The sequence below is a fragment of the Flagellimonas amoyensis genome (assembly GCF_003058265.1).
Classification (GTDB): Bacteria; Bacteroidota; Bacteroidia; order Flavobacteriales; family Flavobacteriaceae; genus Flagellimonas; species Flagellimonas amoyensis.
The window spans coordinates 198,089-223,466 of sequence record NZ_QBUK01000002.1; the positions used below are offsets into that span (position 1 = coordinate 198,089).

The window sequence follows — 25,378 nt, forward strand, 5'->3', positions numbered from 1 at the left end:
AGGTTGACCTATTCGGCCTACTCCTCTTCTTGCTTGAACTTTTTGTATTTGTTCTTGAACTTATCGATCCTACCAGCGGTATCCACCAATTTGGTCTTACCGGTATAGAAAGGGTGCGAAGTTCTAGAGATCTCCAACTTCACCAAAGGATAATCTACGCCATCCACAGTGATGGTCTCCTTTGCATCTGCAGTGGACTTGGTAATGAACACATCCTCGTTTGACATATCCTTAAAAGCCACCATTCTATAGTTTCCTGGGTGTATATCTTTTTTCATCGTCTTAAATGCTTAATCTCAGAATTTTCGAGGTGCAAATTTAATGATTTCTTTGACACGACCAACTCAAAAGACCTAAAAAATAAAAAAGTAATTTTAGCTGTAACAAAAAGTGCGGTCTGCGCACTAATGGACTACAATCAACACAAAAATAAAAAAATGGAAGAACAACAACCAAAAACCGGAAAATTCGCCCTCAATTATGGACTATTGCTGGGTCTTATCTCTGTGGTGTTCGGCGTAATGCTCTACACCCAAAAAATGCACTATGAGATGAACGCCTCGATCATCGTGGTCTCCATCCTTATTATGGCAGGTGTCCTCTTTTTTGCCGTCAACGCCTTCAAAAAGGCCAATGGTGGCTTCCTCTCCATTTCAGATGCCTTGAAAGTGGCCGTTGGCGCCGCGGTGGTAGGAGCCGTGATCTCCTTGGCCTATCAGTACATCCTGACCCACTTCATCGAACCCGACTTTTTTGACAAGGCTATGGAAATAGCCAAGCCAAAGGCTTTTGAGCAAAATCCCAACATGACCGAGGAGCAATGGGACCAAGCTGTGGAAATGCAAAAAGGATTTGCTTGGATCCAATATCCCATTGGCTTGATCATGAACAGTGTCTTCGGCTTGGTCATCGGACTGATCGTGGGACTTATCCTGAAAAAGAGCAAACCGTCCTACTAAGCCAAAAAATACTACTTTTGAAGGGAATTCCAGAAACAAGCAATGCAGATTTCCATTGTAATTCCTTTGCTCAACGAGCACGAATCGCTTAAAGAACTTCATGATTGGATTGTACAGGTGATGCAATCCAATCATTTTTTATATGAAATCATCTTTATAGATGATGGCAGCACGGATGGATCCTGGGAAGCCATTACCGAGCTTTCCCAACAGAACGAACAGGTGAAGGGCATCCGTTTTTTCAAAAACTATGGGAAGTCCCAGGCCCTGCACGCAGGGTTCAAAGCGGCCACTGGCGATGTGGTGATCACCATGGACGCCGACCTTCAGGACAACCCCGAGGAAATTCCCGAAATGTACCGCATGATCACCCAAGAGGGCCAGCAAGTGGTATCGGGCTGGAAAAAAATACGGTACGATTCCATCATCGCCAAGAACATCCCTTCCAAACTCTTCAACTGGGCCGCCCGGAAAACATCCGGGGTACAACTACACGATTTCAACTGCGGGCTCAAGGCCTTCAACAATGACGTGGTGAAGAACATTGAGGTACACGGGGAAATGCACCGCTACATCCCTGTTTTGGCCAAAAATGCCGGTTTTTCCAAGATTACGGAGAAAGTGGTGCAGCACCAGGCCAGAAAATACGGTTCCACCAAATTTGGGGCAGAGCGTTTCATCAACGGTTTTTTGGACCTGATCACCATATGGTTCGTTTCAAAGTTTGGCCGCCGTCCCATGCACCTTTTTGGCGCACTGGGTGTTCTTATGTTCTTTGTGGGCCTTTGTTTTTCCGTCTATTTGGGGGTGGACAAACTCTACGTGAACAAAACTGGCCGGTTGATCACCGAACGCCCACAATTTTTCATCGCCCTTACCGCAATGATCATGGGTACGCAATTGTTTTTGGCAGGATTCATCGGGGAGATTATGGTGCGTTCCAGAAAAAACGACACCCGTTACAATATCTCCGATAAAATTAACCTTTAGGGCCCACCAAAACTCATAAAGTTTGTATTTTTAAGCCGTTGTACGTTGCAAAGATTCTTGCACCAAAACTGTCAATTCGAGTGAAATTCCAAGAGGAATTTTGTATCGAGAATTGGTTTTGGTATGGAAATTTGGTTCTCGATACGATTTTTTCTTTCGAAAAATCACTCGAACTGACAAATTCGAAGATTCCACGAAGTCAAGTCCAGTCGTAATACACAACATGTTATTGATATGACACATAAACACTAGATAAAATGGATTCCATTACCGCTACCGCCCAATCTTGGCTGATTGATTTTTTTGATGAAGAAACAAAGAAGGAAATCCGGCATCTTATTGAAAATGATACCGAAGAACTGAAAGATCGCTTCTACAAAGATTTGGAATTCGGAACAGGCGGAATGCGCGGCGTAATGGGCGTGGGAACCAATAGAATCAACAAATACACCTTGGGAAAGAACACCCAAGGACTCAGCAATTACCTCAAAAAAACCTATACGGACAGTGACATCCGGGTAGTGATCGCCTACGATTGCCGACACAACTCCGATACCTTGGCCAGAACGGTGGCCGAAGTGTTCTCCGCCAACGGCATTAGGGTGTATCTGTTCTCCGAACTCCGCACCACACCTGAACTATCCTTTGCCGTGAGGCACCTGAGCTGCCATGCCGGAATTGTGTTGACCGCATCGCACAACCCACCGGAATACAACGGATACAAAGTATATTGGGCCGATGGCGGACAAATTGTACCGCCCCAAGATGAGGAGATCATTGCAGAGATCGATTCCCTCTCCTTTGAGGATATCCAATTCGGACCCAAGGCCGATCTGATCCATATGATTGACAAGGATGTGGACGAAGCCTTTTTTGAGGCCTCCGTATCCAATGGCGATTTCCATGCAAAGGGAAAGGACAATTTTAAAATTGTGTTCACTTCGTTGCACGGCACCTCCATCACGGCCATACCTGAAGTGTTGAAACGGGCCGGATACCACAATGTCACGATCATTGAGGAGCAGGCAAAACCCGATGGCAACTTTCCAACCGTCAAATCCCCCAACCCAGAGGAACCCGAGGCTTTGGCCATGGCCATTGCAAAAGCGGAGGAAATTGGGGCCGATATGGTGGTGGGCACCGACCCCGACAGTGACCGTTTGGGCATCGCCGTCCGCAATCTGGAAGGCAAGATAGAACTGCTGAACGGCAACCAGACCATGGTATTGATGACCAAGTTTTTGCTGGACCAGTACAAGAAAAATGGATTTAAGGGCAACGAGTTCATCGCCACCACCATTGTGTCCACCCCCATGATGGAGCAAATGGCCAAAGCCTATGGCGTGGAATTCAAAACGGCATTGACCGGCTTCAAGTGGATAGGCAAAATGATCAAGGATTTCCCTGCTTCCAACTTCATTGGAGGTGGCGAGGAAAGTTTTGGCTACATGGTGGGCGATTTTGTCCGGGACAAGGACGCGGTCACCTCTACCCTATTGGCCTGTGAGATTGCGGCCAACGCCAAGGCGAACGGCAGCTCCTTCTATGAGGACCTTGTCGATTGCTATGTGCAGTTTGGCTTTTACAAGGAAAAATTGATTTCCCTCACCAAAAAAGGGATCAGTGGCGCGGAAGAGATCAAGCAGATGCTCAAGGACTTCAAGGAAAACCCAGTGGCCTCCGTGCAAGGTTCCAAGTTGCTTTGGGTCGAAGACTATAATACCTCCACTGCCAAAAATGTGCAGAACGGCGAGGAACGCACCATCCACCTGCCCAAATCCAATGTGCTCATCTACGAGACCGAAGATGGCACCCGAATCGCAGCCAGACCCAGTGGAACGGAACCCAAGGTAAAGTTCTATATCAGCACCAATGCAAAATTGGACAAGGCGGAGGATTATAAATCCGTAAATTCGCAGTTGGAAACCAAGATAGAAGGTATCCTATCCGAGCTGAATTTATAAGTGAATGAACTACTTTAAAAAAATTCTCCGTTTTGCGGGACCTTACCGCAAATACGGATATTTGAACATATTTTTCAATATCCTCTATGCGCTTTTCAGTGCACTGTCCTACGTTGCGCTGATTCCCATGCTCAATGTGCTCTTTGATAAGACCAAGCAACTCAACGAGGCACCAAAGTTTGAAGGAATTGGAAAGCTCCAGGATTATTTTGAAGGGTACATGAATTATCAGGTGACCCAATATTCCGGTGACGACCCCATGAAAGGGCTGTTGCTGGCCGTAGGGCTGATATTGACCTTGTTCTTTTTCAAGAATGTCTTCAACTACCTGGCCATGTATTACATCACCTTTTTACGCAATGGTGTTCTCAAGGATATTCGGAACAAGCTGTATGAAAAAGTGGTGGATTTGCCCATTTCCTATTTCTCGGAAAAACGAAAAGGGGACGTCATTGCCCGGATCACTTCGGATGTGTTGGAAATCCAACATTCCTTCCTTTCCGTTTTGGAATTGATTGTGCGAGAACCACTTACAATCCTGTTCACGATAATTGCCATGTGCCTGATCAGTGTGAAACTGACCGTTTTTGTGTTCATTTTTATACCCATTGCCGGAATGCTCATTTCTCGGATCGGAAAATCGCTCAAAAAACAATCGGACAAGGTCCAAAAGGAACAGGGCGAATTCCTTTCCATTGTAGAGGAAACCTTGGGGGGCTTACGGGTCATCAAAGCCTTTAATTCCGAATCAAAATTCTATAACACCTTTAAAGAATCCACCTCCCGATTCTTCAAATTTTCCAACACCTTATTGAACCGCCAAAACCTGTCATCACCCATCAGTGAGTTCCTTGGGATTGTGGTTTTTGGTGTGCTCCTTTGGTATGGCGGAAGCATGGTATTGGTAGAGAAAGCTTTGGACCCAGCGTCTTTCATCACCTACATGGGACTTGCCTTTAACATCCTTACCCCGGCCAAGGCCATCAGTAAGGCTTCGTATGGGGTAAAAAAAGGGAATGCGGCCGCAGAGCGTGTCTTGGAGGTCTTGGAATCCGAAAACCCCATCAAGGACATGGAAGGGGCCCTAGAAAAGACCGATTTCAGTGCAGCCATCGAATTTAAGGACACTTCTTTCAAATATGAGGACGATTATGTCCTGAAAAGCTTCAACCTAAAGGTTGAAAAGGGCCAGACGGTTGCTCTGGTGGGCCAATCCGGAAGCGGAAAGAGCACCGTGGCCAACCTGATCACCCGTTTCTACGATGTGAACAAAGGGGAAATCGCCATAGACGGTACCAACATCAAGAACATCACCAAAAAATCCCTTCGTGGCATGATGGGATTGGTGACCCAAGATTCCATTCTTTTCAATGATTCGGTAAAGAACAACATTGCCCTGGGTAAGGAAAATGCAACCATGGCCGAGATCATTGAAGCGGCGAAAGTGGCGAATGCACACGATTTCATCATGGAACTGCCCCACGGCTACGATACCAATATCGGAGACGGTGGGAACAAGTTGAGTGGTGGGCAAAAACAACGCCTTTCCATTGCACGGGCCGTGCTCAAGAACCCTCCCATCATGATCTTGGACGAGGCCACCTCCGCCTTGGATACCGAAAGTGAGCGATTGGTGCAGGATGCCCTTGAGAAAATGATGAAGAACCGTACATCCATCGTAATCGCACACCGTTTGTCCACCATTCAGAATGCAGATTCCATTGTGGTGATGGGCAAGGGCGAAATCTTGGAGCAGGGCACCCACGAAGAACTGATGCAGTCCCAGAAAAGCTACAAAAAGTTGGTGGAGATGCAGTCGTTCACTTCTTGATCGTCGTTTTGGACAGACAGTTCCTCTATTTTCTAAAAAAGCATATTGGAAATTGATTATTGAACATTGTCCATTGAAAAATTAAACCATTTCCCCTTACCTTAGTCATAGCATCAAAACCTACGAAGATTGATCGCTGAGGAAACCCTAGTACAAGAACTCAAGAGCAAGGAAAGCCAGGCAAAGGCCTTTGAGGTGTTGGTGAATACCTACAAGGAACGCCTTTATTGGCACATACGGCGGATTGTCCTTGACCATGACGATGCGGACGATGTGTTGCAGAACACTTTTATAAAAGTGTACCGGAACATTGATGGATTTAAGGGCGATAGCAAACTGTACTCCTGGATGTACCGCATCGCCACCAACGAATCGTTGACCTTTTTGAAACAAAAATCAAAAAAAATGGGCATTGGCGACCAGGAACTCAAGGAGCATATGGTAGAAAACCTTCAGGCCGACGCCTATTTTGAGGGTGATGAGATCCAGTTAAAGCTCCAAAAGGCATTGGCTACCCTTCCGGATAAGCAAAAATTGGTCTTTACCATGAAATATTTTCAGGAAATGAAATATGAGGACATTTCTGAGGTATTGGAAACCTCGGTCGGGGCCTTGAAGGCATCCTATCATTTGGCCGCAAAGAAAATTGAGGCGTATCTTAAAGCAGATTAAACCTTTGACACAAATCGAAGTCAAAAAACACCATGAAAAAGAACAACGAAAATAAGTTCAACACCCCGGAAGGCTACTTCGAAAGTTTCCATGACCGTTTGATGGACCGGATCCAAAACGAAGAAAGTACCACTGGTTCCAGCATTCCCAAAACCGATGGTTTTGCCGTGCCGGGAAATTACTTCGAGAAAGTCGTTCCCGCGATTCTCTCCAAAACTACAGCAGAAGACGTGAAGGTCATCCCACTGGGCGGCCGTCGGAATTTTTATTACGCAGCGGCATCGGTTGCGGCCATTTTTTTGTTGGTTTTCGGTATCAACTGGAAAACAGAAAACACCGCTTTCAGTTTTGATGATTTGGCCAGTGCCGAGATTGATGCCTATTTTGAAAATCACGACATTGGGCTCAGTTCCTATGAGATTGCCGAGGCCATTCCTTTGGAAGATATCCAGTTGAACGATGTGCTGGCAGAGGACCTGACCAACGATATCCTTTGGGAATACTTGGAGGATAATATGGAAGACATTGAGGATTTACATTTAGAAAATGAAGAACATGAATAGAAGAGCACTTGTATTGTTTACGCTAATCTTGACGGTCTTTGGGCTACAGGCACAAGGCCAGGCGCGGGACCGCATCAAGACCCTGAAAGTGGCATTCATTACCGAAAAGGTAGGACTTACGAGCGAAGAGGCCCAAGCTTTCTGGCCCATTTACAACAAGCACGAAGAGGCCCTGGAGACCATCCGCAGAAAAGAACGCATGGAACTGAGATCACAGATATCCTCGGCAGAAGGCTTGTCCGAAAGCGAATCCGAAGCCCTATTGGGCAAAATGCTTGCCCTCCAAAACGAGAGGCACCGCGAAGAACAGGATTTCATGACAAACATCCGAAAGGTGATCCCGGCCAAAAAGGCACTATTGCTGATCAAGGCCGAGGAAGATTTCAAAAGGCAGTTGTTGCAACAGTACCGTAAGCGAAAAGGTGGTGGATGACAATTTCACGGCATTAAAATCCAAAGGAGTCAATAAAGGCTCCTTTTTTTATGCATTAAACCTTTTCCCCCTACCGAAGTCTTACCTACAGAAACCATAAAAATCCACATTATGAAACTCATGAAGACAATTTTGGTTATGGTGGCCTTTTTGGGAACAATAGTGGCCGCAAGTGCACAAAGAAGAACAGTGGTGAGGGTTTATCCCAAGCATGGAACCGTGGTCACCACCCTGTACAGTCCAAAAGTGGTGGTCCACAAAAACACGAATTATTATTATGCCGATGGCGTGTGGTACAAAGCCCGTGGACGGAATTATGTGGTCACTGCCGCTCCCCGTGGCGTAGTGGTGAGCACGCTGCCCCGAGGCAGTAAGGTCGTCTATGTAAACGGACGAAGACTGTACAGCTACATGGGCGTTTGGTATAAACGATCTGGCCGACAGTACGTAGTCGTTACCGTATAATTTGTTTTTTGGTTGGTTAATTGATTGATTCCGAGGCTCTCCATAAAAGTGTCATTCTGAATGAAATGAAGAATCTATTTGATTTCCAGTTTTTTTTCAATAAGAGAATTGAGATTTTTCACCTCCCCTTCGACTGCGCTCAGGGTGACAGCTCAAAATGACAACTTAATCACTTTTGGAGAGCCTCTTTTTAATTGAACTCCAATTTGGCGATACGCTTGCTTCCTGCGGCATAAGCAGTGGAATCATTCAAAAAGCGCAGGGTAAAGAACGGTTCCTCGCTCAACTCCTTCCAATTTTCACCACCATCACCCGAATAGGAAATGCCCGTAAACCCAATGGCAACTAGCCCTTTCCCTTCCGAATTGGGCACAAACTGCACACAGCTTTTATAGTCCGGTTCCTTACCATCGGCAATCAAGTTCCATGTTTTCCCACCATCAACGGTTATGATCTTGTTCTTTTGGTTGGACTCGGATGAAGTATAGTCCCCGCCAATGGCAAACCCTAAGTTCTCATCATAAAAATCCATGGAATAGATGCCTTGTGTGGGCTCTTCGTGAATGATGGGCGTCTGTTGGATTTCCCAAGTGGCCCCTTTATCTGCTGAGTAATAGATCCTCCCTTCAGTGGTCCCGATCCACACCTTATTTCTTGCTATGGCAATGTTGCTGTTGCTGGCCGCAAAGGCACCCTCTCCTTCTATGCCATCCGGTAAACTGTCACAGGGCACCTTGCTCCAAGTTTGTCCACCGTCTTTGGTAAGGATGATGGAAAGGCACCCATCTACCGTATCACCCACGGCGATACCAAAGGTATCGTCCCAAAAGGTCATGGCATCATAGAACACCCCTTCCCCTTCTTCTTGGTACACCACTTCCATTTTTCCACCGCTCCCGGTCTTGTACAACAAGGCGGGACTTTCCACGGAAAGCATAAAAAAATCATTGGTGGTCTTGCCCACGGCCCTGAAACTGGGCGTCAGCGAATCATAGGTTTGCACATTGGCCCGCACCTTGTGCGTAGTGACATCCACTGTTCCGTACATGCCGTTGCTCCCTGCAAAGGCCAGCGTTCTACCGTCCAGAAACGTGATGGCGCGTATGCTCACCGAATCTTCATAAACAGGTGTCACGGTCACGGATTGGAACGTTGGGTGCTTTTGTTCTTCGGCACAAGAGGCCAAAACCAAGACCATCAAAAGAAAAATGGAAATCCTCATTACATTTATTTTCTTCAAAAGTAAGGAGAAATGATACCTTTGCAACCTTATTTTGTATCATGCGATTGCACCGGAACCTAGTTTTTGCCGTAATAGATGCCTTGAAGCAGATTTTCAACGATGGGGAATATGCCGATAAGGTGATTGAAAAAGTACTTCGATACGATAAACGTTGGGGTGCCCGCGATCGTGCTTTTATTGCCGAGACCACTTATGACATTGTGCGATGGAAGCGTCTCTATACCGAGATAGCCGAAGCCCACGAACCCTACAGCCGTCAGCATTTGTTTCGACTTTTTGCGGTCTGGTGCGTGCTGAAAGGCATTTCGTTGCCCGATTGGAAACAGTTGGAAGAAACCCCGGAGCGAAGGATCAAAGGGAAGTTTGATGAACTGTCCAAGATTCGAAAGTTTCGGGAATCCGTCCCCGATTGGATGGACGAACTTGGGGAGAAATCCCTTGGCAACAAGCTATGGACCAAGGAAATTGCCGCACTCAATCAACAAGCGGATGTTATTTTGAGGGTGAACACACTAAAGATCACCAAACCACAGCTCCAACTATTTTTGGCCAAAGAGGATATCGAAACGGAAGAGATCGAAGGGTATCCCAACGCCTTGAAGTTGAAGGAGCGCAAGAACGTGTTCACTACGGAAGCCTTCAAGGATGGGCTTTTTGAAGTACATGATGCCTCATCACAATTGGTGGCCCCTTATCTGGAAGTGCAGCCTGGGCAACGCGTTGTGGACGCCTGTGCCGGTGCGGGCGGAAAGACCCTGCATCTGGCATCGCTCATGCAGAACAAGGGCCAACTCATCGCCCTTGACATTTATGAGAGCAAGTTGAAAAAACTTAAGGTAAGGGCAAGACGGAACGGAATCCACAATTTCGAAACACGCCCCATCGACTCCACCAAGGTGGTCAAAAAACTGCACAACAGTGCCGACCGATTGCTGTTGGATGCCCCTTGCTCCGGTCTGGGTGTCATCAAAAGAAACCCTGATTCCAAGTGGAAACTGGAACCCGAGTTCATTGATAGGATCATGGGCGTGCAGCAGGACATCCTCCAGAACTACAGCAAAATGGTGAAAAAAGGGGGGCAAATGGTCTATGCCACTTGTTCCATACTTCCCCAAGAGAACACCGAACAGGTCAAAAAGTTCCTGGAATCGGAAAACGGCAAGGAATTCGAATTGGTTAGAGAACAGAACGTTTATGCCTCAGAAACCGGTTTTGACGGTTTTTATATGGCATTGATGAAAAGGAACTGATTCCACCAAGAGCCTTTTAAGCACCTCCATAAATTTCGACTACAACAATCGTAGATTAGGCTACACGCAGCCCTTCTTTTCAGGGCAACTTTGCTGTGTCAATTCTTAACAATCAAAATTCTACGAAAATGGACACAAAAAAAGTATGGTTGGTTACTGGAGCCTCCAAAGGTTTGGGGCTTACTTTGGTGAAAACTTTATTGGATCAAGGATATCGAGTCGCAGCCACATCAAGAAGTTTAAGTGCCTTGGAAAATGCTGTGGGAAAACACGAGGCTTTCCTTCCACTACAAGTTGACCTAATGAGCGAAGAAAGTGTGGACACTGCCATTGCACAAGTAATGGGGCACTTTGGCCGCATGGATGTGGTGGTCAACAATGCCGGTTATGGACAAAATGGGACCTTGGAAGAAATTTCGGATGCCGAGGCACGACAAAATTTTGACGTGAATGTCTTTGGTCTGCTCAACGTTATCCGAAAAGCGATGCCACATTTAAGGGAACAACAGTCGGGACACTTTTTCAATATAGCATCTGTTGCGGGAGTGGTCGGCGATTTCCCTGGATTTGGAATTTATTGTGCCACAAAATTTGCCGTGGTCGGTTTCACAGAGGCGCTATCTGTTGAAGCGAGCCCGTTCGGGATTCATACCACTTTGGTATATCCTGGGTATTTCCGTACCGATTTTCTATCGGATGATTCCCTGAAATTGGCCAAAAACCGAATGGATGTGTATGCCCAAGCCCGTGAATCGGAACGCATGCACAAAGAAGAGATTGCCGGCAACCAATTGGGAGATCCCGAAAAGGCCGCAGAGGTGCTCATCCAAGTGGCTGAAAGTGACAAGCCCGCCCTGCATTTGTTTCTGGGCAGCGACGCCTATGGGATGGCCCAACAAAAACTGAAAACCTTGGAAACTGCCTTAGAAGCCAACAAGGAACTCAGCCTTTCCACGGATTTTAAAAATTAATATGTAATTTCAAAATGGGGCAAGGCTTTGCGCCTTGCTCCTTAACCTTCAATGGATCATGCAAACGTTCAACACCCTCAGCGAATTCCATAAGTTTTGTGCACTGTCCAAACCTGAACATCCTTTGATAAGTGTGGTCGATTATGGGCAAGTGGATTATCAGACCGTCGATAACCAGATCACTTGGACGCAAAATTTCTATTCTATCGGATTGAAACGCAATGTCTCTGGCAAGCTACGGTATGGACAACAGGAGTACGATTTTGATGAAGGGTTGTTGACATTCATCGGCCCAAGACAAGTGCTTCAGTTTGAAATGTTACCAACGGAAAAGAAACCTTCGGGCTGGTTGTTGCTCATCCACCCTGATTTCTTGTGGAATACCCCATTGGCCAAGACCATCAAAAACTATGAGTTCTTTGGTTATGCCATCAACGAGGCCCTATTTCTTTCCGAAAAGGAAGAGAAGACCATGATAGAAATTATGCAGCACATCCAGCAAGAATACCGCTCCAACATCGACAAATTCAGTCAAAACATCATCATTGCCCAACTCGAATTACTACTCAATTATGCCGAACGATATTATCAAAGACAATTTCTTACGAGAAAAATCAATAACCACGAGGTTTTGGTTCGGTTGGAGGATCTTCTCGACACCTATTTCAACGGAGAGGAAGCCATCAACAAAGGAGTACCGACCGTCCAATTCGTAGCGGATACCTTGAATATTTCCTCCAACTACCTGAGCAGTCTGCTCAAAGTCTTAACGGGACAGAGTACCCAACAACACATTCACGGAAAACTGATAGATAAGGCCAAAGAGCAATTATCCACCACCCAACTTTCGGTCAGTGAAATTGCGTATACCCTTGGTTTTGAGCACTCCCAATCCTTTAGCAAACTGTTCAAGAACAAGACAAACCAATCGCCTGCCGCCTTTAGGGCTTCATTCAATTGATGTTTGTCAAATATCAACACCCACGGTTCAAAACTCTGGCATAAGAAAGCAGATATTCCACTCCAAAATCGTAAATTTGCACTTTCTTAAACCGCTCAACGCATCACTCGTATGATCCATTTTTTTGGGGACAAGGCTACCAAGGTTTTTGCCGTCCAGACCGCACAGAAAATTGCTCAGGAAGACAACAGTAAACTGACATGGTTGTTCGGCAACCAACCCAAGATAGAAGCGGCGTCACTCGACGCCTTTTTTGTTGGTCCACGCGCCGCCATGGTGACCCCATGGAGTACCAATGCCACTGAGATCACACAAAATATGGGCATTTCGGGCATCATCCGAATTGAGGAGTATCATGCTGTATCCGAAGACTTTACAGATTTCGACCCCATGCTTTCCCAAAAATACAAGAGCTTGGGACAGGATATTTTCGCCATCAACATCGTTCCCGAGGCCATTTTGGAAATTGAGGACATTGCCGCCTACAACCAAAAGGAAGGGTTGGCATTGAGTGAGGAGGAAGTGGACTATCTGGTAGGATTGTCCAAAAAACTAGGTCGCAAATTGACAGATTCCGAGGTGTTCGGTTTCAGTCAAGTGAACTCGGAACACTGCCGACATAAAATTTTCAACGGGACTTTTGTCATCGATGGCGAAGAAATGCCTTCTTCCCTTTTCAAATTGATCAAAAAGACTTCGGAAGCCCACCCTAACGATATTGTTTCGGCCTACAAGGATAATGTGGCTTTCATCAAAGGTCCAAAAGCCATCCAATTTGCACCGAAAAGTGCCGATAAGCCTGATTTTTACGAGGAAAAGGAATTCAATTCCGTGCTTTCACTAAAAGCGGAAACCCACAACTTCCCTACCACTGTTGAACCCTTCAACGGTGCTGCGACAGGTTCTGGAGGGGAAATCCGCGACCGTTTGGCCGGAGGAAAAGGCTCCCTGCCCTTGGCCGGAACCGCTGTGTACATGACCTCCTATTCCCGTTTGGAAGCAAACCGACCTTGGGAAAAAGGAATGGCAGAAAGGGATTGGCTGTATCAAACTCCTATGGATATTTTGATCAAGGCGTCCAACGGTGCTTCCGACTTTGGAAATAAATTTGGACAACCGTTGATCGCAGGTTCCGTTTTGACTTTTGAGCATGAGGAATCAAAAGATATCTCGACTGCGCTCGATATGACACCTCGGAAATTAGGCTTCGATAAGGTCATCATGATGGCTGGCGGAATCGGGTATGGCAAAACTGAACAGGCGTTGAAGGACACCCCAAAAACTGGAGACAGAATAGTCGTTCTAGGTGGTGACAATTATCGCATCGGGATGGGCGGAGCGGCCGTATCCAGTGCCGATACGGGCGAATTTAGTTCGGCCATCGAGTTGAACGCCGTACAACGTTCCAACCCAGAAATGCAAAAAAGGGCGTCCAATGCCATCCGCGGTTTGGTGGAAAGTCATGATAACCCCATCGTGTCCATACACGATCATGGTGCAGGTGGACACTTGAATTGCTTATCGGAATTGGTGGAAGAAACCGGAGGGAAAATCGACACGGACAAACTCCCCATTGGAGATCCTACCCTTTCCAAAAAAGAATTGATCGGTAACGAATCCCAAGAGCGAATGGGATTGGTGATCGGTGAAAAGGATATCGAATTACTTGATCGTGTGGCGGCCCGAGAGCGTTCGCCCATATATCAAGTAGGAACTGTTACTGGGGACCACAAATTCACTTTTACCTCTGGTACCACAGGTGAAACCCCGATGAACTTGGAGCTTTCGGACATGTTCGGAAGTTCTCCCAAGACCATCATGGCCGATACCAAAGCCCAACAAAACTACCCTGCCCTATCCTATGCGTTGGAATATTTCCACGATTATTTGGAGCAAGTCCTTCAATTGGAAGCGGTGGCCAGTAAGGATTGGTTGACCAACAAGGTAGACCGATGCGTAGGTGGTAGAGTGGCCAAACAACAATGTGCTGGACCACTGCAATTGCCGTTGAACAATGTTGGGGTGATGGCACTTGATTTTAAAGGCAAAGAAGGGATTGCGACCAGCATTGGGCACTCCCCTGTCTCGGCCTTGATCGACCCGGTTGCCGGAAGTAGAAACAGTGTAGCGGAATCCTTGACCAACATGGTTTGGGCCCCTTTACAGGATGGTTTGAAATCGGTTTCCCTTTCCGCGAACTGGATGTGGCCCTGCCGCAACAAAGGAGAGGATGCTCGTTTGTACGAAGCCGTAAAATCGCTTTCGGATTTTGTAATCGAACTGGGTATCAACGTGCCTACCGGGAAGGATTCCCTTTCCATGAAACAAAAATATAAGGACGGGGAAGTACTTTCCCCTGGAACCGTGATCATTTCTGCAGCAGCTCATTGCGATGACATTACCAAAATTGTGGAACCTGTTTTGCAAAAGAATGGTGGGGACATTTATTACATCAATTTTTCCAAAGATGCCCATAAATTGGGCGGATCGTCCTTTGCCCAAATCTTGAACGGCATCGGGGACGAAGCCCCATCCGTTTTGGATGCCGCTTATGTGAAAACGGTTTTCAACACGCTTCAACAATTGATCAAGGACGGACAGATTTTGGCCGGACACGATATTGGTTCAGGAGGATTAATCACCACTCTTTTGGAAATGTGTTTTGCCGACAACGACCTTAGTGCCGAATTGGATTTGACCACCATTGGCGAGTCGGACATCATCAAATTGTTGTTCTCTGAAAATATTGGGGTTGTGCTTCAATCCAAGGACAGTTCCATTGAAAAAGTTTTGGTTTCAGCTGAAATTGAATTCAACAAAATTGGAAGCGTTTCAGGTGGTAACATCCTACACATCAAGAACAATGGTGTGGAAATCGGCCTAAATATCGAATCACTTCGGGATACTTGGTTCAAAACCTCCTATTTATTGGACAACAGGCAGACTGCCAATGGTTTGGCTAAGGAGCGCTTTGACAATTACAAGGAACAACCACTCAAATATATTTTTCCTTCAGAGTTTACAGGAAAACTCCCAATGGCTTCGACTTCCTTCGACTCCGCTCAGGAACCACAGCTCAGCCATCGCCCGAAAGCAGCCATTCTTCGCGAAAAAGGAAGCAACTCCGAACGCGAAATGGCCAACGCTATGTATTTGGCCGGATTTGATGTGAAGGACGTACACATGACCGACCTCATCACCGGTAGGGAAACTTTGGAAGATATCCAATTTATTGGTGCCGTGGGCGGCTTTTCCAACTCGGACGTGCTTGGAAGCGCCAAAGGTTGGGCCGGTGCCTTCAAATACAATGAAAAAGCCAATAAGGCCTTGAAGGATTTCTTTTCAAGACCTGACACGCTTTCGGTCGGTATTTGCAACGGTTGCCAGTTGTTCATGGAGTTGGACCTTATCAACCCGGAACATGAGACGCATGGCAGAATGACGCACAACGAGTCGCACAAACACGAGAGCAATTTTACTTCGGTAAAGATCCAGGAGAACAATTCAGTAATGCTTTCCAATATGGCCGGAACCACTTTGGGCGTTTGGATCAGTCATGGTGAAGGAAAATTCAGTTTGCCGCACAATGAAGAGCAATACCACATTGTAGCCAAATACGGGTATGAGAGCTATCCTGCCAATCCGAACGGAAGTGATTATAACACGGCCATGCTTTGTGATAAAACAGGTAGACATTTGGTAACCATGCCGCATATTGAGCGCTCCACTTTCCCTTGGAACTGGGCCCACTATCCAAAGGATAGGCAAGATATGGTTTCGCCATGGTTGCAGGCCTTTGTGAATGCCAAAGAGTGGTTGGATGCCAAAAAAAATGAACATTAGAAGAGCGACACCCAGTGATGTCCCCCACATAATCCAAATGTTGGCCAACGATGAGTTGGGCAAGCTTCGGGAAGATTTCAGAAATCCTCTGCCCGACAGTTATTACAAGGCTTTTGAAAACATTGGCAACGACCCCAATCAAGAATTGGTGGTCATTGAAAATGGGGATAGTGGCGTTATCGGGACACTTCAGTTGAGCTTTATCCAATACCTTACCTATCAAGGTGGAATCCGGGCACAAATCGAAGCGGTGAGGGTTCATGAACACCATCGTGGCAAAGGCATTGGAAAACAATTGTTCCTCTGGGCCTTGGAACGCTCCAAAGAAAAAGGAGCCCATGTGGTGCAGTTGACCACGGACAAAAAAAGACCCGATGCATTGGAGTTTTACAAATCCTTGGGCTTCAAGGATTCCCACGAAGGGATGAAATTGCATTTATGGTAAAATTGGCAAATTTTTATGCCTGTTTTTAAAAAAGTCGTTTTAAAATACGGTTTCCTTTCCCTACTTTGCAATTACTTTACAGAAACTTACTATGCAAAAAGTTACCCGCTTATTTGATTTTCCCTATCATCAATTGGAAAATCTGCCCCTGGAAAAGTCATTGGTCACCAAATACAATGGCAAATGGGTGGCAACCTCTACCCAAGAATACGTGGACAAGGCCAATGCCATAAGCAGGGGCCTCTTGCGCCTAGGCGTGAAACCAAACGATAAGATTGCCGTGATTTCCATGACCAACCGAACGGAATGGAACATCGTGGACATCGGCATACTTCAGATAGGTGCCCAAAACGTGCCCATTTACCCCACCATTTCAGAAGAGGACTACGAATACATTCTGAACCATTCCGAAGCAAAATATTGTTTTGTTTCCTGTGACGAGGTATTGGAAAAGGTTTTGATGATAAGTTCCAATCTTAAAAATTTGAAGGAAGTCTATTCCTTTGACGAGTTGGGCAATTGCAAGAACTGGAAAGAACTCTTGGAATTGGGGGCCGATGCTTCCAATCAGGAAGAAGTGGAAAAAATAAAGGACAGTGTACAACCTGGCGACCTTGCCACCCTGATCTATACCTCTGGAACGACAGGAAGACCCAAGGGCGTGATGCTTTCCCACGATAATATTGTATCCAACGTTATCTCCAGCGAAAAACGGGTCCCGTTCGAATCTGGCGGTAGCGCCCTCAGCTTTTTGCCCATTTGCCACATTTTTGAACGGATGATTCTTTACCTCTATCAATATTGTGGCATTGAAGTTCACTTTGCGGAAGGGCTGGACAAGATCAGTGACAACGTGAAGGAAGTGAAACCCAATGTAATGACCGTGGTTCCCCGTCTTCTGGAAAAAGTCTATGAGGCCATCATTGCAAAAGGCACCAATCTGTCGGGCATCAAAAAGAAACTGTTCTTCTGGTCCGTGGAACTTGGGCTCAAGTTTGAACCCTACGGAAAAAATGGCTGGTGGTACGAAAAACAATTGGGCATCGCCCGAAAGTTGGTCTTCAGCAAGTGGCAGGAAGGCCTTGGTGGCAACCTGTCCGTGATGGTATCGGGAAGTGCCGCCCTTCAGCCCAGATTGGCAAGGATCTTCGCAGCGGCAGGCATGCCCGTGATGGAAGGCTACGGCCTTACGGAAACCTCCCCTGTCATTGCGGTGAACGATCAGCGCAACAAAGGATGGAAAATTGGCACGGTGGGCAGGATCATTGATGATGTTGAAGTAAAGATTGCCGAAGATGGCGAGATCCTTTGCAAAGGGCCCAATATCATGATGGGCTATTACAAGGACCCAGAAAAAACGGCCGAAGTGATGACGGGCGATTACTTCCATACCGGTGACATAGGCGAAGTGGATGCCGATGGCTTTTTGAGGATCACCGACCGCAAAAAAGAGATATTCAAGACTTCGGGAGGTAAATACGTGGCCCCCCAATTATTGGAAAACCGCTTCAAGCAATCCCGGTTCATTGAACAGATCATGGTGGTGGGCGAAGGGGAAAAAATGCCCGCAGCGCTCATCCAACCCAATTTTGATTTTGTGAAAGAATGGGCCAAAAGGCATGGTGTTGCTTTGGAAAACAACAAAGACCTGGTCAAAGACGATAAGGTCATCGCCCGTTTCCAAGAAGAAGTGGACCTGGCCAATGAGGAATTTGCCAAATGGGAGAAGGTAAAACAGTTCCGGTTGACCCCAGACGTCTGGAGTGTGGACGAAGGACACCTCACCCCTACCATGAAATTGAAACGAAAGATCGTCAAGGAGAAGTATTTGGATCTTTATAATGAGATATATGGGCATTGATGTCCAACTTACATAATCACAACAAAACACGGCCCACATAATATTGTGGGTCTTGTTTTTTGGGTCGATCAATTAATCCTTATTTATTATGCATGCATAATAAATTTTATTATATTTGAAAACACCAAACCTGTTCCATGAAAGATTTGACCATTGATTATGCCCTTAGGGCGACATGGCAAGCCGTTATCAAGATGTATAATGAAGAGGCCAAGAACTATGGAGTCACCATGGCCATAGGGTTCACCTTGTTGAGCATAGACCCAAAAGGTGGCACCCCAAGTACGGCCCTAGGCCCAAAAATGGGAATGGAGGCCACAAGTTTGTCCAGGATCTTAAAAAATATTGAGGAAAAAGGTTATATCCAACGAAAACCCAACCCCAACGACGGAAGGGGGGTTCTCATCCACCTTACCCCTTTGGGGCTCGAAAAACGGAAAGAATCCAAAGATGTGGTACTCCGTTTCAATGACGTGGTCAAAAAGCATGTCTCGGACGGGGACCTAGTCGGGTTCTTCAAGACAATGGATGTCATAAACAAACTTATTTCCGACAAAAAAGTCTATATCAAAACAACGAAATAATTAAAATACAAACCTGCACATGAAAAGGCATATAAACAAAGTTGCCGTAATAGGCTCCGGTATCATGGGAAGTGGCATTGCCTGCCATTTTGCCAATATCGGTGTCGAGGTATTACTGTTGGACATTGTTCCACGCGAACTCAACGACAGGGAAAAAGCCAAAGGGCTGACGCTTCAGGACAAGGTCGTCCGGAACCGCTTGGTGAACGATTCGTTGGCCGCGGCACTCAAATCAAAGCCCTCCCCCATCTATCATCCCAAATTTGCGGAACGGATCACTACAGGAAACTTGGAAGATGACATTTCCAAAGTGGCCCAAGTGGATTGGATCATTGAAGTGGTCGTGGAGCGTTTGGACATCAAAAAACAAGTTTTTGAAAACTTGGACAAACACAGAAAAAAAGGCACCCTCATCACCTCCAATACTTCGGGTATTCCCATTAAATTCATGAGCGAGGGAAGAAGTGAGGATTTTCAAGAACATTTTTGCGGAACCCACTTTTTCAACCCGGCCAGATACTTGAAATTGTTCGAGATCATTCCCGGTCCACATACCTCCCAAGAAGTTCTGGACTTCCTCAACGGATATGGGGAGCAGTTCTTGGGCAAGACCTCCGTAGTGGCCAAGGACACCCCTGCTTTTATTGGAAACCGGGTGGGTATCTTCAGCATCCAAAGTCTTTTCCATGCGGTAAAAGATCTCGGCATGACCGTTGAAGAAGTGGACAAACTCACGGGGCCCGTTATCGGTAGACCCAAATCTGCCACCTTCCGCACCGTGGATGTGGTAGGTCTGGACACCTTGGTTCACGTGGCCAACGGAATCAGCGAAAACTGCAAGGACGATGAACGCCATGAACTGTTCCAGTTGCCCGATTTCATCAAGACCATGGTAGACAATAAATGGTTGGGCAGTAAGTCAGGGCAAGGTTTCTATAAAAAAGTTACTGGTGATGATGGCAAGAGTGACATCCTCACTTTGGACTTGGACACCATGGACTATCGCACCAAAAAAAGTGCAAAGTTTGCCACTTTGGAACTCACCAAGACCATCGACAAGGTCATTGAGCGTTTTCCCGTATTGGTGGATGGAAAGGACAAGACTGGTGAGTTTTACAGAAAGAGTTTTGGTTCTCTTTTCGCTTATGTGACACACAGAATTCCGGAAATTTCGGATGAACTTTATAAGATTGACGATGCCATGAAAGCCGGCTTTGGCTGGGAACACGGACCCTTCCAGATTTGGGATGCCGTGGGATTGGACAAAGGCCTGGAATTCATCAAAGCAGAAGGTCAGGAAGCTGACCCTTGGGTCGCTGAAATGAAGGCGGCCGGCATCAATTCATTCTATACCGTAAAAGATGGCGCCACTTACTTCTATGACATCTCCAAAAAGTCCATGGAAAAAGTGCCAGGCCAAGATGCTTTTATCATTTTGGACAACATCAGAAAGTCCAACGAAGTGTTCAAAAACAGTGGCGTGGTAATAGAAGATTTGGGCGATGGCATCTTAAACTGTGAATTCCAATCCAAAATGAATACCATTGGCGGCGATGTACTCGCTGGCCTGAACAAAGCCATAGACCTTGCCGAAAAAGACTTCCAAGGACTCGTCGTGGGCAACCAAGCAGCGAATTTCTCCGTTGGGGCCAATATTGGGATGATATTCATGATGGCCGTGGAACAAGAGTATGATGAGCTGAACATGGCTATCAAAATGTTCCAGGACACCATGATGCGCATGCGCTACTCCTCCATCCCCACCATTTCTGCCCCGCACGGCATGTGCTTAGGAGGTGGGTGCGAACTTTCACTCCATGCGGACAAAATTGTGGCCGCTGCCGAAACCTATATCGGCTTGGTGGAATTTGGTGTCGGCGTGATTCCCGGCGGGGGTGGTTCCAAAGAAATGGCCCTTCGGGCATCCGATACTTTCCGAAAGAACGATGTGGAACTGAACGTACTTCAGGAATATTTCCTCACCATAGGAATGGCCAAAGTATCCACATCGGCCTATGAAGCCTATGATTTGGGCATTCTTCAAAAAGGAAAGGACATTGTGGTGGTGAACAAGGACCGCCAAATCGCAACGGCCAAGGCACACGCCAAACTCATGGCCGAGGCAGGATACACCAAGCCCGTAAAACGTAAGGATGTAAAAGTACTCGGAAAGCAAGCTCTGGGCATGTTCTTGGTAGGAACGGATTCCATGGAGGCCGGTCACTACATCTCTGAACACGACAAGAAGATTGCCAATAAGTTGGCCTATGTGATGGCCGGCGGTGACCTGTCGGAAGCCTCTTTGGTCACGGAGCAATATCTTTTGGACCTTGAGCGTGAAGCTTTTCTCTCTTTGTGTACCGAAAGGAAGACATTGGAGCGTATCCAACACATGTTGAAAACGGGGAAACCTCTGAGAAATTAGACATAAGACTTTTGGACGTAAGACATAAGAAATGGCAGCAAAACATAACTTTAGAAAGTTAACCATTTGGAAGGAAGGCATTGAGTTGGTCAAAGAAACCTATAAGAGTACCAAAATTTTCCCCAAATCAGAGATCTATGGTTTATCCAACCAGATGCAGCGATGCTCCATATCCGTTCCTTCAAATATTGCAGAGGGAACCAGTAAAGGTTCAACAAAGCATTTTTTACAGTATTTGGAAAATGCCCTTGGTTCTGCATTTGAATGGGAAACACAGCTCATTATTGCATTCGAAATTGGGTATGTTTCAGAAAGCACTTTCTATCATTTGGAAAATAAAATTCAATCAATACAAAAGATGATAACCCGTTTCATGGAAAATATAATGGACCATTAGTCTTATGTCATACGTCTTATCGTCATAAATCAAATAAAAGCAAGATGAAAACAGCATATATCGTAAAAGCATACAGAACAGCAGTGGGCAAGGCCCCAAAAGGACTGTTCAGGTTCAAGAGACCGGACGAACTGGCGGCCGAGACCATTGAACACATGATGAAAGAACTCCCGCAGCTCGACAAAAAACGCATTGACGATGTCATTGTGGGCAACGCTATGCCCGAAGCCGAACAAGGACTCAACATGGCCAGACTTATCTCCTTGATGGGCTTGGACATCGACGACGTACCTGGCGTGACCGTTAACCGTTATTGTGCATCAGGTTTGGAAACCATTGGAATCGCCACGGCCAAGATCCAATCCGGAATGGCCGATTGCATCATTGCCGGGGGCGCAGAGAGCATGAGCTACATCCCCATGGGAGGCTACAAGCCCACCCCTGATTATGCCACGGCCAAAGAAGGACACGAGGACTATTATTGGGGTATGGGGCTCACTGCTGAAGCAGTGGCCAAACAGTTCAAAGTTTCTAGGGAAGACCAAGATGTTTTTGCCTACAACTCCCACATGAAAGCCTTGAAGGCCCAAGAAGAAAACAGGTTCCTGGAACAGATAGTCCCCATAGAAGTCGAGCACACGTTTGTGAACGAAGCGGGTAAAAAAGAGACCAAGACCTACACCGTCAACCAAGATGAAGGGCCACGCAAGGACACCAACATCCCTACATTGAACAAGTTAAGACCTGTTTTTGCCGCTGATGGAAGTGTCACTGCCGGAAATTCCTCCCAAATGAGCGATGGGGCCGCTTTTGTCATGGTCATGAGCGAAGACATGGTCAAGGAACTGAATTTGGAACCCATTGCCCGATTGGTCAACTATGCCGCTGCAGGTGTGGAACCCAGGATTATGGGAATAGGCCCGGTCAAGGCCATACCAAAAGCATTGAAGCAGGCAGGGTTGAAACAAAGTGACGTTGAACTCATTGAGCTGAACGAAGCCTTTGCATCACAATCCCTCGCCGTGATCCGCGAATTGGACCTCAATCCGGAAATTGTGAACGTGAACGGAGGGGCCATTGCTTTGGGCCATCCCCTTGGGTGCACCGGGGCCAAACTTTCCGTCCAACTTTTTGATGAAATGCGAAAGCGCAACATGAAAGGCCAGTACGGTATGGTGACCATGTGTGTGGGCACAGGCCAGGGTGCTGCGGGGATTTATGAGTTTCTTTCCTAAGACACAAGAAAAGAGAGTAAAGAAAAAAGACGTGGCCAATGAAAAGACATAATTATAAAAAAATGAAAATTTGGCTGCTCGGATTGGAAATAGCCCATGACATTTCAGATTTACTCATCAATTTCCCCAATCATGAGCGATACGACTTAAGTTCCCAAATAAGCAGATGCTCAGTTTCAATGCCAAGCAATATTGCTGAAGGGTCTTCGAGAACGGACAAATCTTTTAAGCACTTCATAGATGTTGCATTGGGATCTTCCTTTGAACTTGGAACACAACTTTTAATTGCTAAACATCGAAATTATATCGACCCTGAAAATTTAAACACACTTGAAGATAAAATTAAAGAATGGCAAAAGATGACCATGGGGTTTCAAAACGGATTGGAATAAGTCTTTTATCTCTTTTCTATCTTCTTTAATCATAATCAAAAATGGAAACAACAAACAAAGACATACTCAGAGGTGGTCAATTTTTGGTAAAAGAGACCAAGTGCGAGGATATTTTTACCCTCGAAGACCTCAACGAAGAACAAAAAATGATGCGCGAAAGCACCAAGGAATTCGTGGACCGCGAACTTTGGGCGCATTGGGAACGCTTCGAGAAAAAAGACTATGCCTACACCGAGGAATGCATGCGAAAAGCCGGAGAGCTTGGGCTGCTCAGTGTTGCCGTCCCTGAATCCTACGGTGGCATGGGTATGGGATTTGTCTCTACCATGCTGGTCTGTGATTACATTTCTGGAGCCACCGGTTCTTTCAGCACCGCATTTGGGGCCCACACCGGGATAGGCACCATGCCCATCACCTTGTACGGCACCGAGGAGCAGAAACAAAAATATGTACCCAAACTGGCCTCTGGGGAATGGTTCGGCGCCTATTGTTTGACCGAGCCGGGAGCAGGTTCCGATGCCAATTCAGGCAAGACCAAGGCCGTGCTTTCGGAAGATGGAAAACACTACAGCATCACTGGACAAAAAATGTGGATTTCCAATGCTGGGTTCTGTAACATGTTCATTGTCTTTGCCCGGATTGAGGACGACAAATACATTACCGGTTTTATTGTGGAGAATGACCCAGAAAATGGCATCACCTTAGGTGATGAAGAGAAAAAACTGGGCATCCACTCCTCCTCTACCCGCCAAGTGTTCTTCAACGAGACCAAGGTACCGGTAGAAAATATGCTTTCCGAAAGGGGAAATGGTTTCAAGATAGCCATGAACGCCCTGAACGTCGGACGGATCAAACTGGCAGCAGCTTGTTTGGAAGCCCAACGCCGTATTGTTACCGAAGCAGCCAAATATGCCAATGAACGCATCCAGTTCAAGACTCCGATCATGAACTTTGGCGCTATCAAGGCAAAAATTGCCGACATGGCCACCAATGCCTATGCGGATGAATCTGCCTGTTACCGGGCCGCCAAGAACATTGAGGACAGGATTGCCATCCGGGAGGCAGACGGCAACTCGCACCAAGAAGCAGAGCTCAAGGGCGTTGAAGAATATGCCATTGAATGTTCCATCCTGAAGGTCGCCGTTTCCGAGCACGTGCAACACACCACCGATGAGGGCATTCAGGTCTTCGGCGGAATGGGCTTCAGTGCCGACACCCCTATGGAATCCGCTTGGAGGGACGCCCGTATCTCAAGAATCTATGAAGGGACCAACGAAATCAATAGAATGCTCGCAGTGGGCATGTTGGTCAAAAAAGCCATGAAAGGCCATGTGGACCTCTTGGGACCAGCTACCGCCGTTGGTGAGGAACTCATGGGTATCCCATCATTCGACACCCCCGATTTCTCAGAGCTGTTCGCAGAAGAAAAAGATTTATTGGCCCGCTTGAAAAAGGTGTTCTTGATGGTAGCCGGAAGTGCCGTGCAAAAATTTGGTCCCGATCTGGAAGAGCACCAAATGCTCTTGATGTCCGCTTCGGATATCCTTATCCAGGTCTATTTGGCCGAATCGACCCTCCTTCGTACCGAGAAAAACGCAAAACGTTTTGGCGAAGAGGCACAAGCCGCACAGATAGCCATGTCCAAGCTTTATTTGTACCGGGCCGTGGACATCATCAACCAAAAAGGTAAAGAAGCCATTGTTTCATTTGCCGAGGGAGATGAACAACGGATGATGCTGATGGGACTGAAACGTTTCACAAAATATACAAACCAACCCAACGTAGTGGCGCTGCGCACACAAATTGCAGACAAAGTTGCCGCCGACAATGGGTATACCTTTGACTAATTGAAGATTGCCAAAACAAAGCAAATTTCGATGGACGCCCCTTTTTA

22 protein-coding genes are annotated in these 25,378 nt (G+C 46.5%); 20 read left to right on the forward strand and 2 right to left on the reverse strand.

All coding sequences use genetic code 11. The features are described 5' to 3' along the window. Nucleotides 1–17: 17 nt before the first annotated feature. On the reverse strand, nt 18–278 hold the full coding sequence (locus DB398_RS03445; protein ID WP_108423010.1) for a type B 50S ribosomal protein L31: 261 nt from the start codon (nt 276–278) through the stop codon (nt 18–20). 159 nt (nt 279–437) lie between these two features. Between DB398_RS03445 and DB398_RS03450 the strand changes: the two genes are divergently transcribed. From DB398_RS03450 to DB398_RS03485, 8 genes are all read left to right on the forward strand, one after another. Next, complete coding sequence (locus tag DB398_RS03450; protein WP_108423217.1) at nt 438–959, forward strand: DUF4199 domain-containing protein; 522 nt, start codon at nt 438–440, stop codon at nt 957–959. A gap of 42 nt (nt 960–1,001) precedes the next feature. Then, complete coding sequence (locus DB398_RS03455; protein WP_108423011.1) at nt 1,002–1,949, forward strand: glycosyltransferase family 2 protein; 948 nt, start codon at nt 1,002–1,004, stop codon at nt 1,947–1,949. Nucleotides 1,950–2,206: 257 nt separating this feature from the next. Then, nucleotides 2,207–3,913 (forward strand): phospho-sugar mutase, encoded by a 1,707-nt coding sequence (locus DB398_RS03460; RefSeq protein WP_108423012.1) that lies wholly within the window; start codon nt 2,207–2,209, stop codon nt 3,911–3,913. A 4-nt stretch (nt 3,914–3,917) separates the two neighbouring features. Beyond that, complete coding sequence (locus DB398_RS03465) at nt 3,918–5,744, forward strand: ABC transporter ATP-binding protein (protein WP_108423013.1); 1,827 nt, start codon at nt 3,918–3,920, stop codon at nt 5,742–5,744. A 129-nt stretch (nt 5,745–5,873) separates the two neighbouring features. Further along, nucleotides 5,874–6,416, forward strand: coding sequence for an RNA polymerase sigma factor (locus tag DB398_RS03470; RefSeq protein ID WP_108423014.1), 543 nt, complete (start codon nt 5,874–5,876; stop codon nt 6,414–6,416). A gap of 32 nt (nt 6,417–6,448) precedes the next feature. Then, complete coding sequence (locus tag DB398_RS03475; RefSeq protein ID WP_108423015.1) at nt 6,449–6,979, forward strand: hypothetical protein; 531 nt, start codon at nt 6,449–6,451, stop codon at nt 6,977–6,979. Further along, on the forward strand, nt 6,972–7,412 hold the full coding sequence (locus tag DB398_RS03480; protein WP_108423218.1) for a hypothetical protein: 441 nt from the start codon (nt 6,972–6,974) through the stop codon (nt 7,410–7,412). The genes DB398_RS03475 and DB398_RS03480 overlap by 8 nt, the downstream gene beginning before the upstream one ends. A gap of 111 nt (nt 7,413–7,523) precedes the next feature. Continuing rightward, a complete protein-coding gene (locus tag DB398_RS03485) occupies nt 7,524–7,877 on the forward strand; it encodes a DUF6515 family protein (protein ID WP_108423016.1) in 354 nt (117 codons plus the stop codon). A gap of 190 nt (nt 7,878–8,067) precedes the next feature. Here DB398_RS03485 and DB398_RS03490 read toward each other — a convergent pair whose 3' ends face one another. Then, nucleotides 8,068–9,099 carry a WD40/YVTN/BNR-like repeat-containing protein gene (locus DB398_RS03490; RefSeq protein ID WP_108423017.1) on the reverse strand — a complete coding sequence of 344 codons (1,032 nt, stop codon included), beginning with the start codon at nt 9,097–9,099 and terminating at the stop codon, nt 8,068–8,070. 59 nt (nt 9,100–9,158) lie between these two features. Between DB398_RS03490 and DB398_RS03495 the strand changes: the two genes are divergently transcribed. The 12 genes from DB398_RS03495 (at nt 9,159) to DB398_RS03550 (ending at nt 25,331) form a co-directional block, all read left to right on the forward strand. Beyond that, the gene (locus tag DB398_RS03495) at nt 9,159–10,370 is read left to right on the forward strand and encodes an RsmB/NOP family class I SAM-dependent RNA methyltransferase (protein WP_108423018.1); all 1,212 of its coding nucleotides are present in this window, start codon (nt 9,159–9,161) and stop codon (nt 10,368–10,370) included. Nucleotides 10,371–10,498: 128 nt separating this feature from the next. Then, nucleotides 10,499–11,341 (forward strand): SDR family NAD(P)-dependent oxidoreductase, encoded by an 843-nt coding sequence (locus tag DB398_RS03500; protein WP_108423019.1) that lies wholly within the window; start codon nt 10,499–10,501, stop codon nt 11,339–11,341. A 58-nt stretch (nt 11,342–11,399) separates the two neighbouring features. Next, nucleotides 11,400–12,302 carry a helix-turn-helix domain-containing protein gene (locus tag DB398_RS03505; RefSeq protein ID WP_108423020.1) on the forward strand — a complete coding sequence of 301 codons (903 nt, stop codon included), beginning with the start codon at nt 11,400–11,402 and terminating at the stop codon, nt 12,300–12,302. Between the two features lie 111 nt (nt 12,303–12,413). Beyond that, complete coding sequence (purL, locus tag DB398_RS03510; protein ID WP_108423021.1) at nt 12,414–16,145, forward strand: phosphoribosylformylglycinamidine synthase; 3,732 nt, start codon at nt 12,414–12,416, stop codon at nt 16,143–16,145. Next, nucleotides 16,135–16,590 (forward strand): GNAT family N-acetyltransferase, encoded by a 456-nt coding sequence (locus DB398_RS03515; protein WP_108423219.1) that lies wholly within the window; start codon nt 16,135–16,137, stop codon nt 16,588–16,590. Before purL ends, DB398_RS03515 begins: the two co-directional genes overlap by 11 nt. Nucleotides 16,591–16,681: 91 nt before the next feature. Next, a complete protein-coding gene (locus tag DB398_RS03520) occupies nt 16,682–18,451 on the forward strand; it encodes an AMP-dependent synthetase/ligase (RefSeq protein ID WP_108423022.1) in 1,770 nt (589 codons plus the stop codon). A 137-nt stretch (nt 18,452–18,588) separates the two neighbouring features. Continuing rightward, on the forward strand, nt 18,589–19,035 hold the full coding sequence (locus DB398_RS03525; protein WP_108423023.1) for a MarR family winged helix-turn-helix transcriptional regulator: 447 nt from the start codon (nt 18,589–18,591) through the stop codon (nt 19,033–19,035). A gap of 19 nt (nt 19,036–19,054) precedes the next feature. Next, the gene (locus DB398_RS03530) at nt 19,055–21,460 is read left to right on the forward strand and encodes a 3-hydroxyacyl-CoA dehydrogenase/enoyl-CoA hydratase family protein (RefSeq protein ID WP_108423024.1); all 2,406 of its coding nucleotides are present in this window, start codon (nt 19,055–19,057) and stop codon (nt 21,458–21,460) included. Between the two features lie 31 nt (nt 21,461–21,491). Continuing rightward, nucleotides 21,492–21,857 (forward strand): four helix bundle protein, encoded by a 366-nt coding sequence (locus DB398_RS03535; RefSeq protein WP_108423025.1) that lies wholly within the window; start codon nt 21,492–21,494, stop codon nt 21,855–21,857. 44 nt (nt 21,858–21,901) lie between these two features. Beyond that, nucleotides 21,902–23,092, forward strand: a complete 1,191-nt coding sequence (locus DB398_RS03540) for an acetyl-CoA C-acyltransferase (RefSeq protein WP_108423026.1) — start codon at nt 21,902–21,904, stop codon at nt 23,090–23,092. Between the two features lie 38 nt (nt 23,093–23,130). Continuing rightward, a complete protein-coding gene (locus DB398_RS03545; RefSeq protein ID WP_108423027.1) occupies nt 23,131–23,484 on the forward strand; it encodes a four helix bundle protein in 354 nt (117 codons plus the stop codon). Between the two features lie 41 nt (nt 23,485–23,525). Next, nucleotides 23,526–25,331 (forward strand): acyl-CoA dehydrogenase family protein, encoded by a 1,806-nt coding sequence (locus DB398_RS03550; RefSeq protein WP_108423028.1) that lies wholly within the window; start codon nt 23,526–23,528, stop codon nt 25,329–25,331. Nucleotides 25,332–25,378 lie beyond the last annotated feature (47 nt).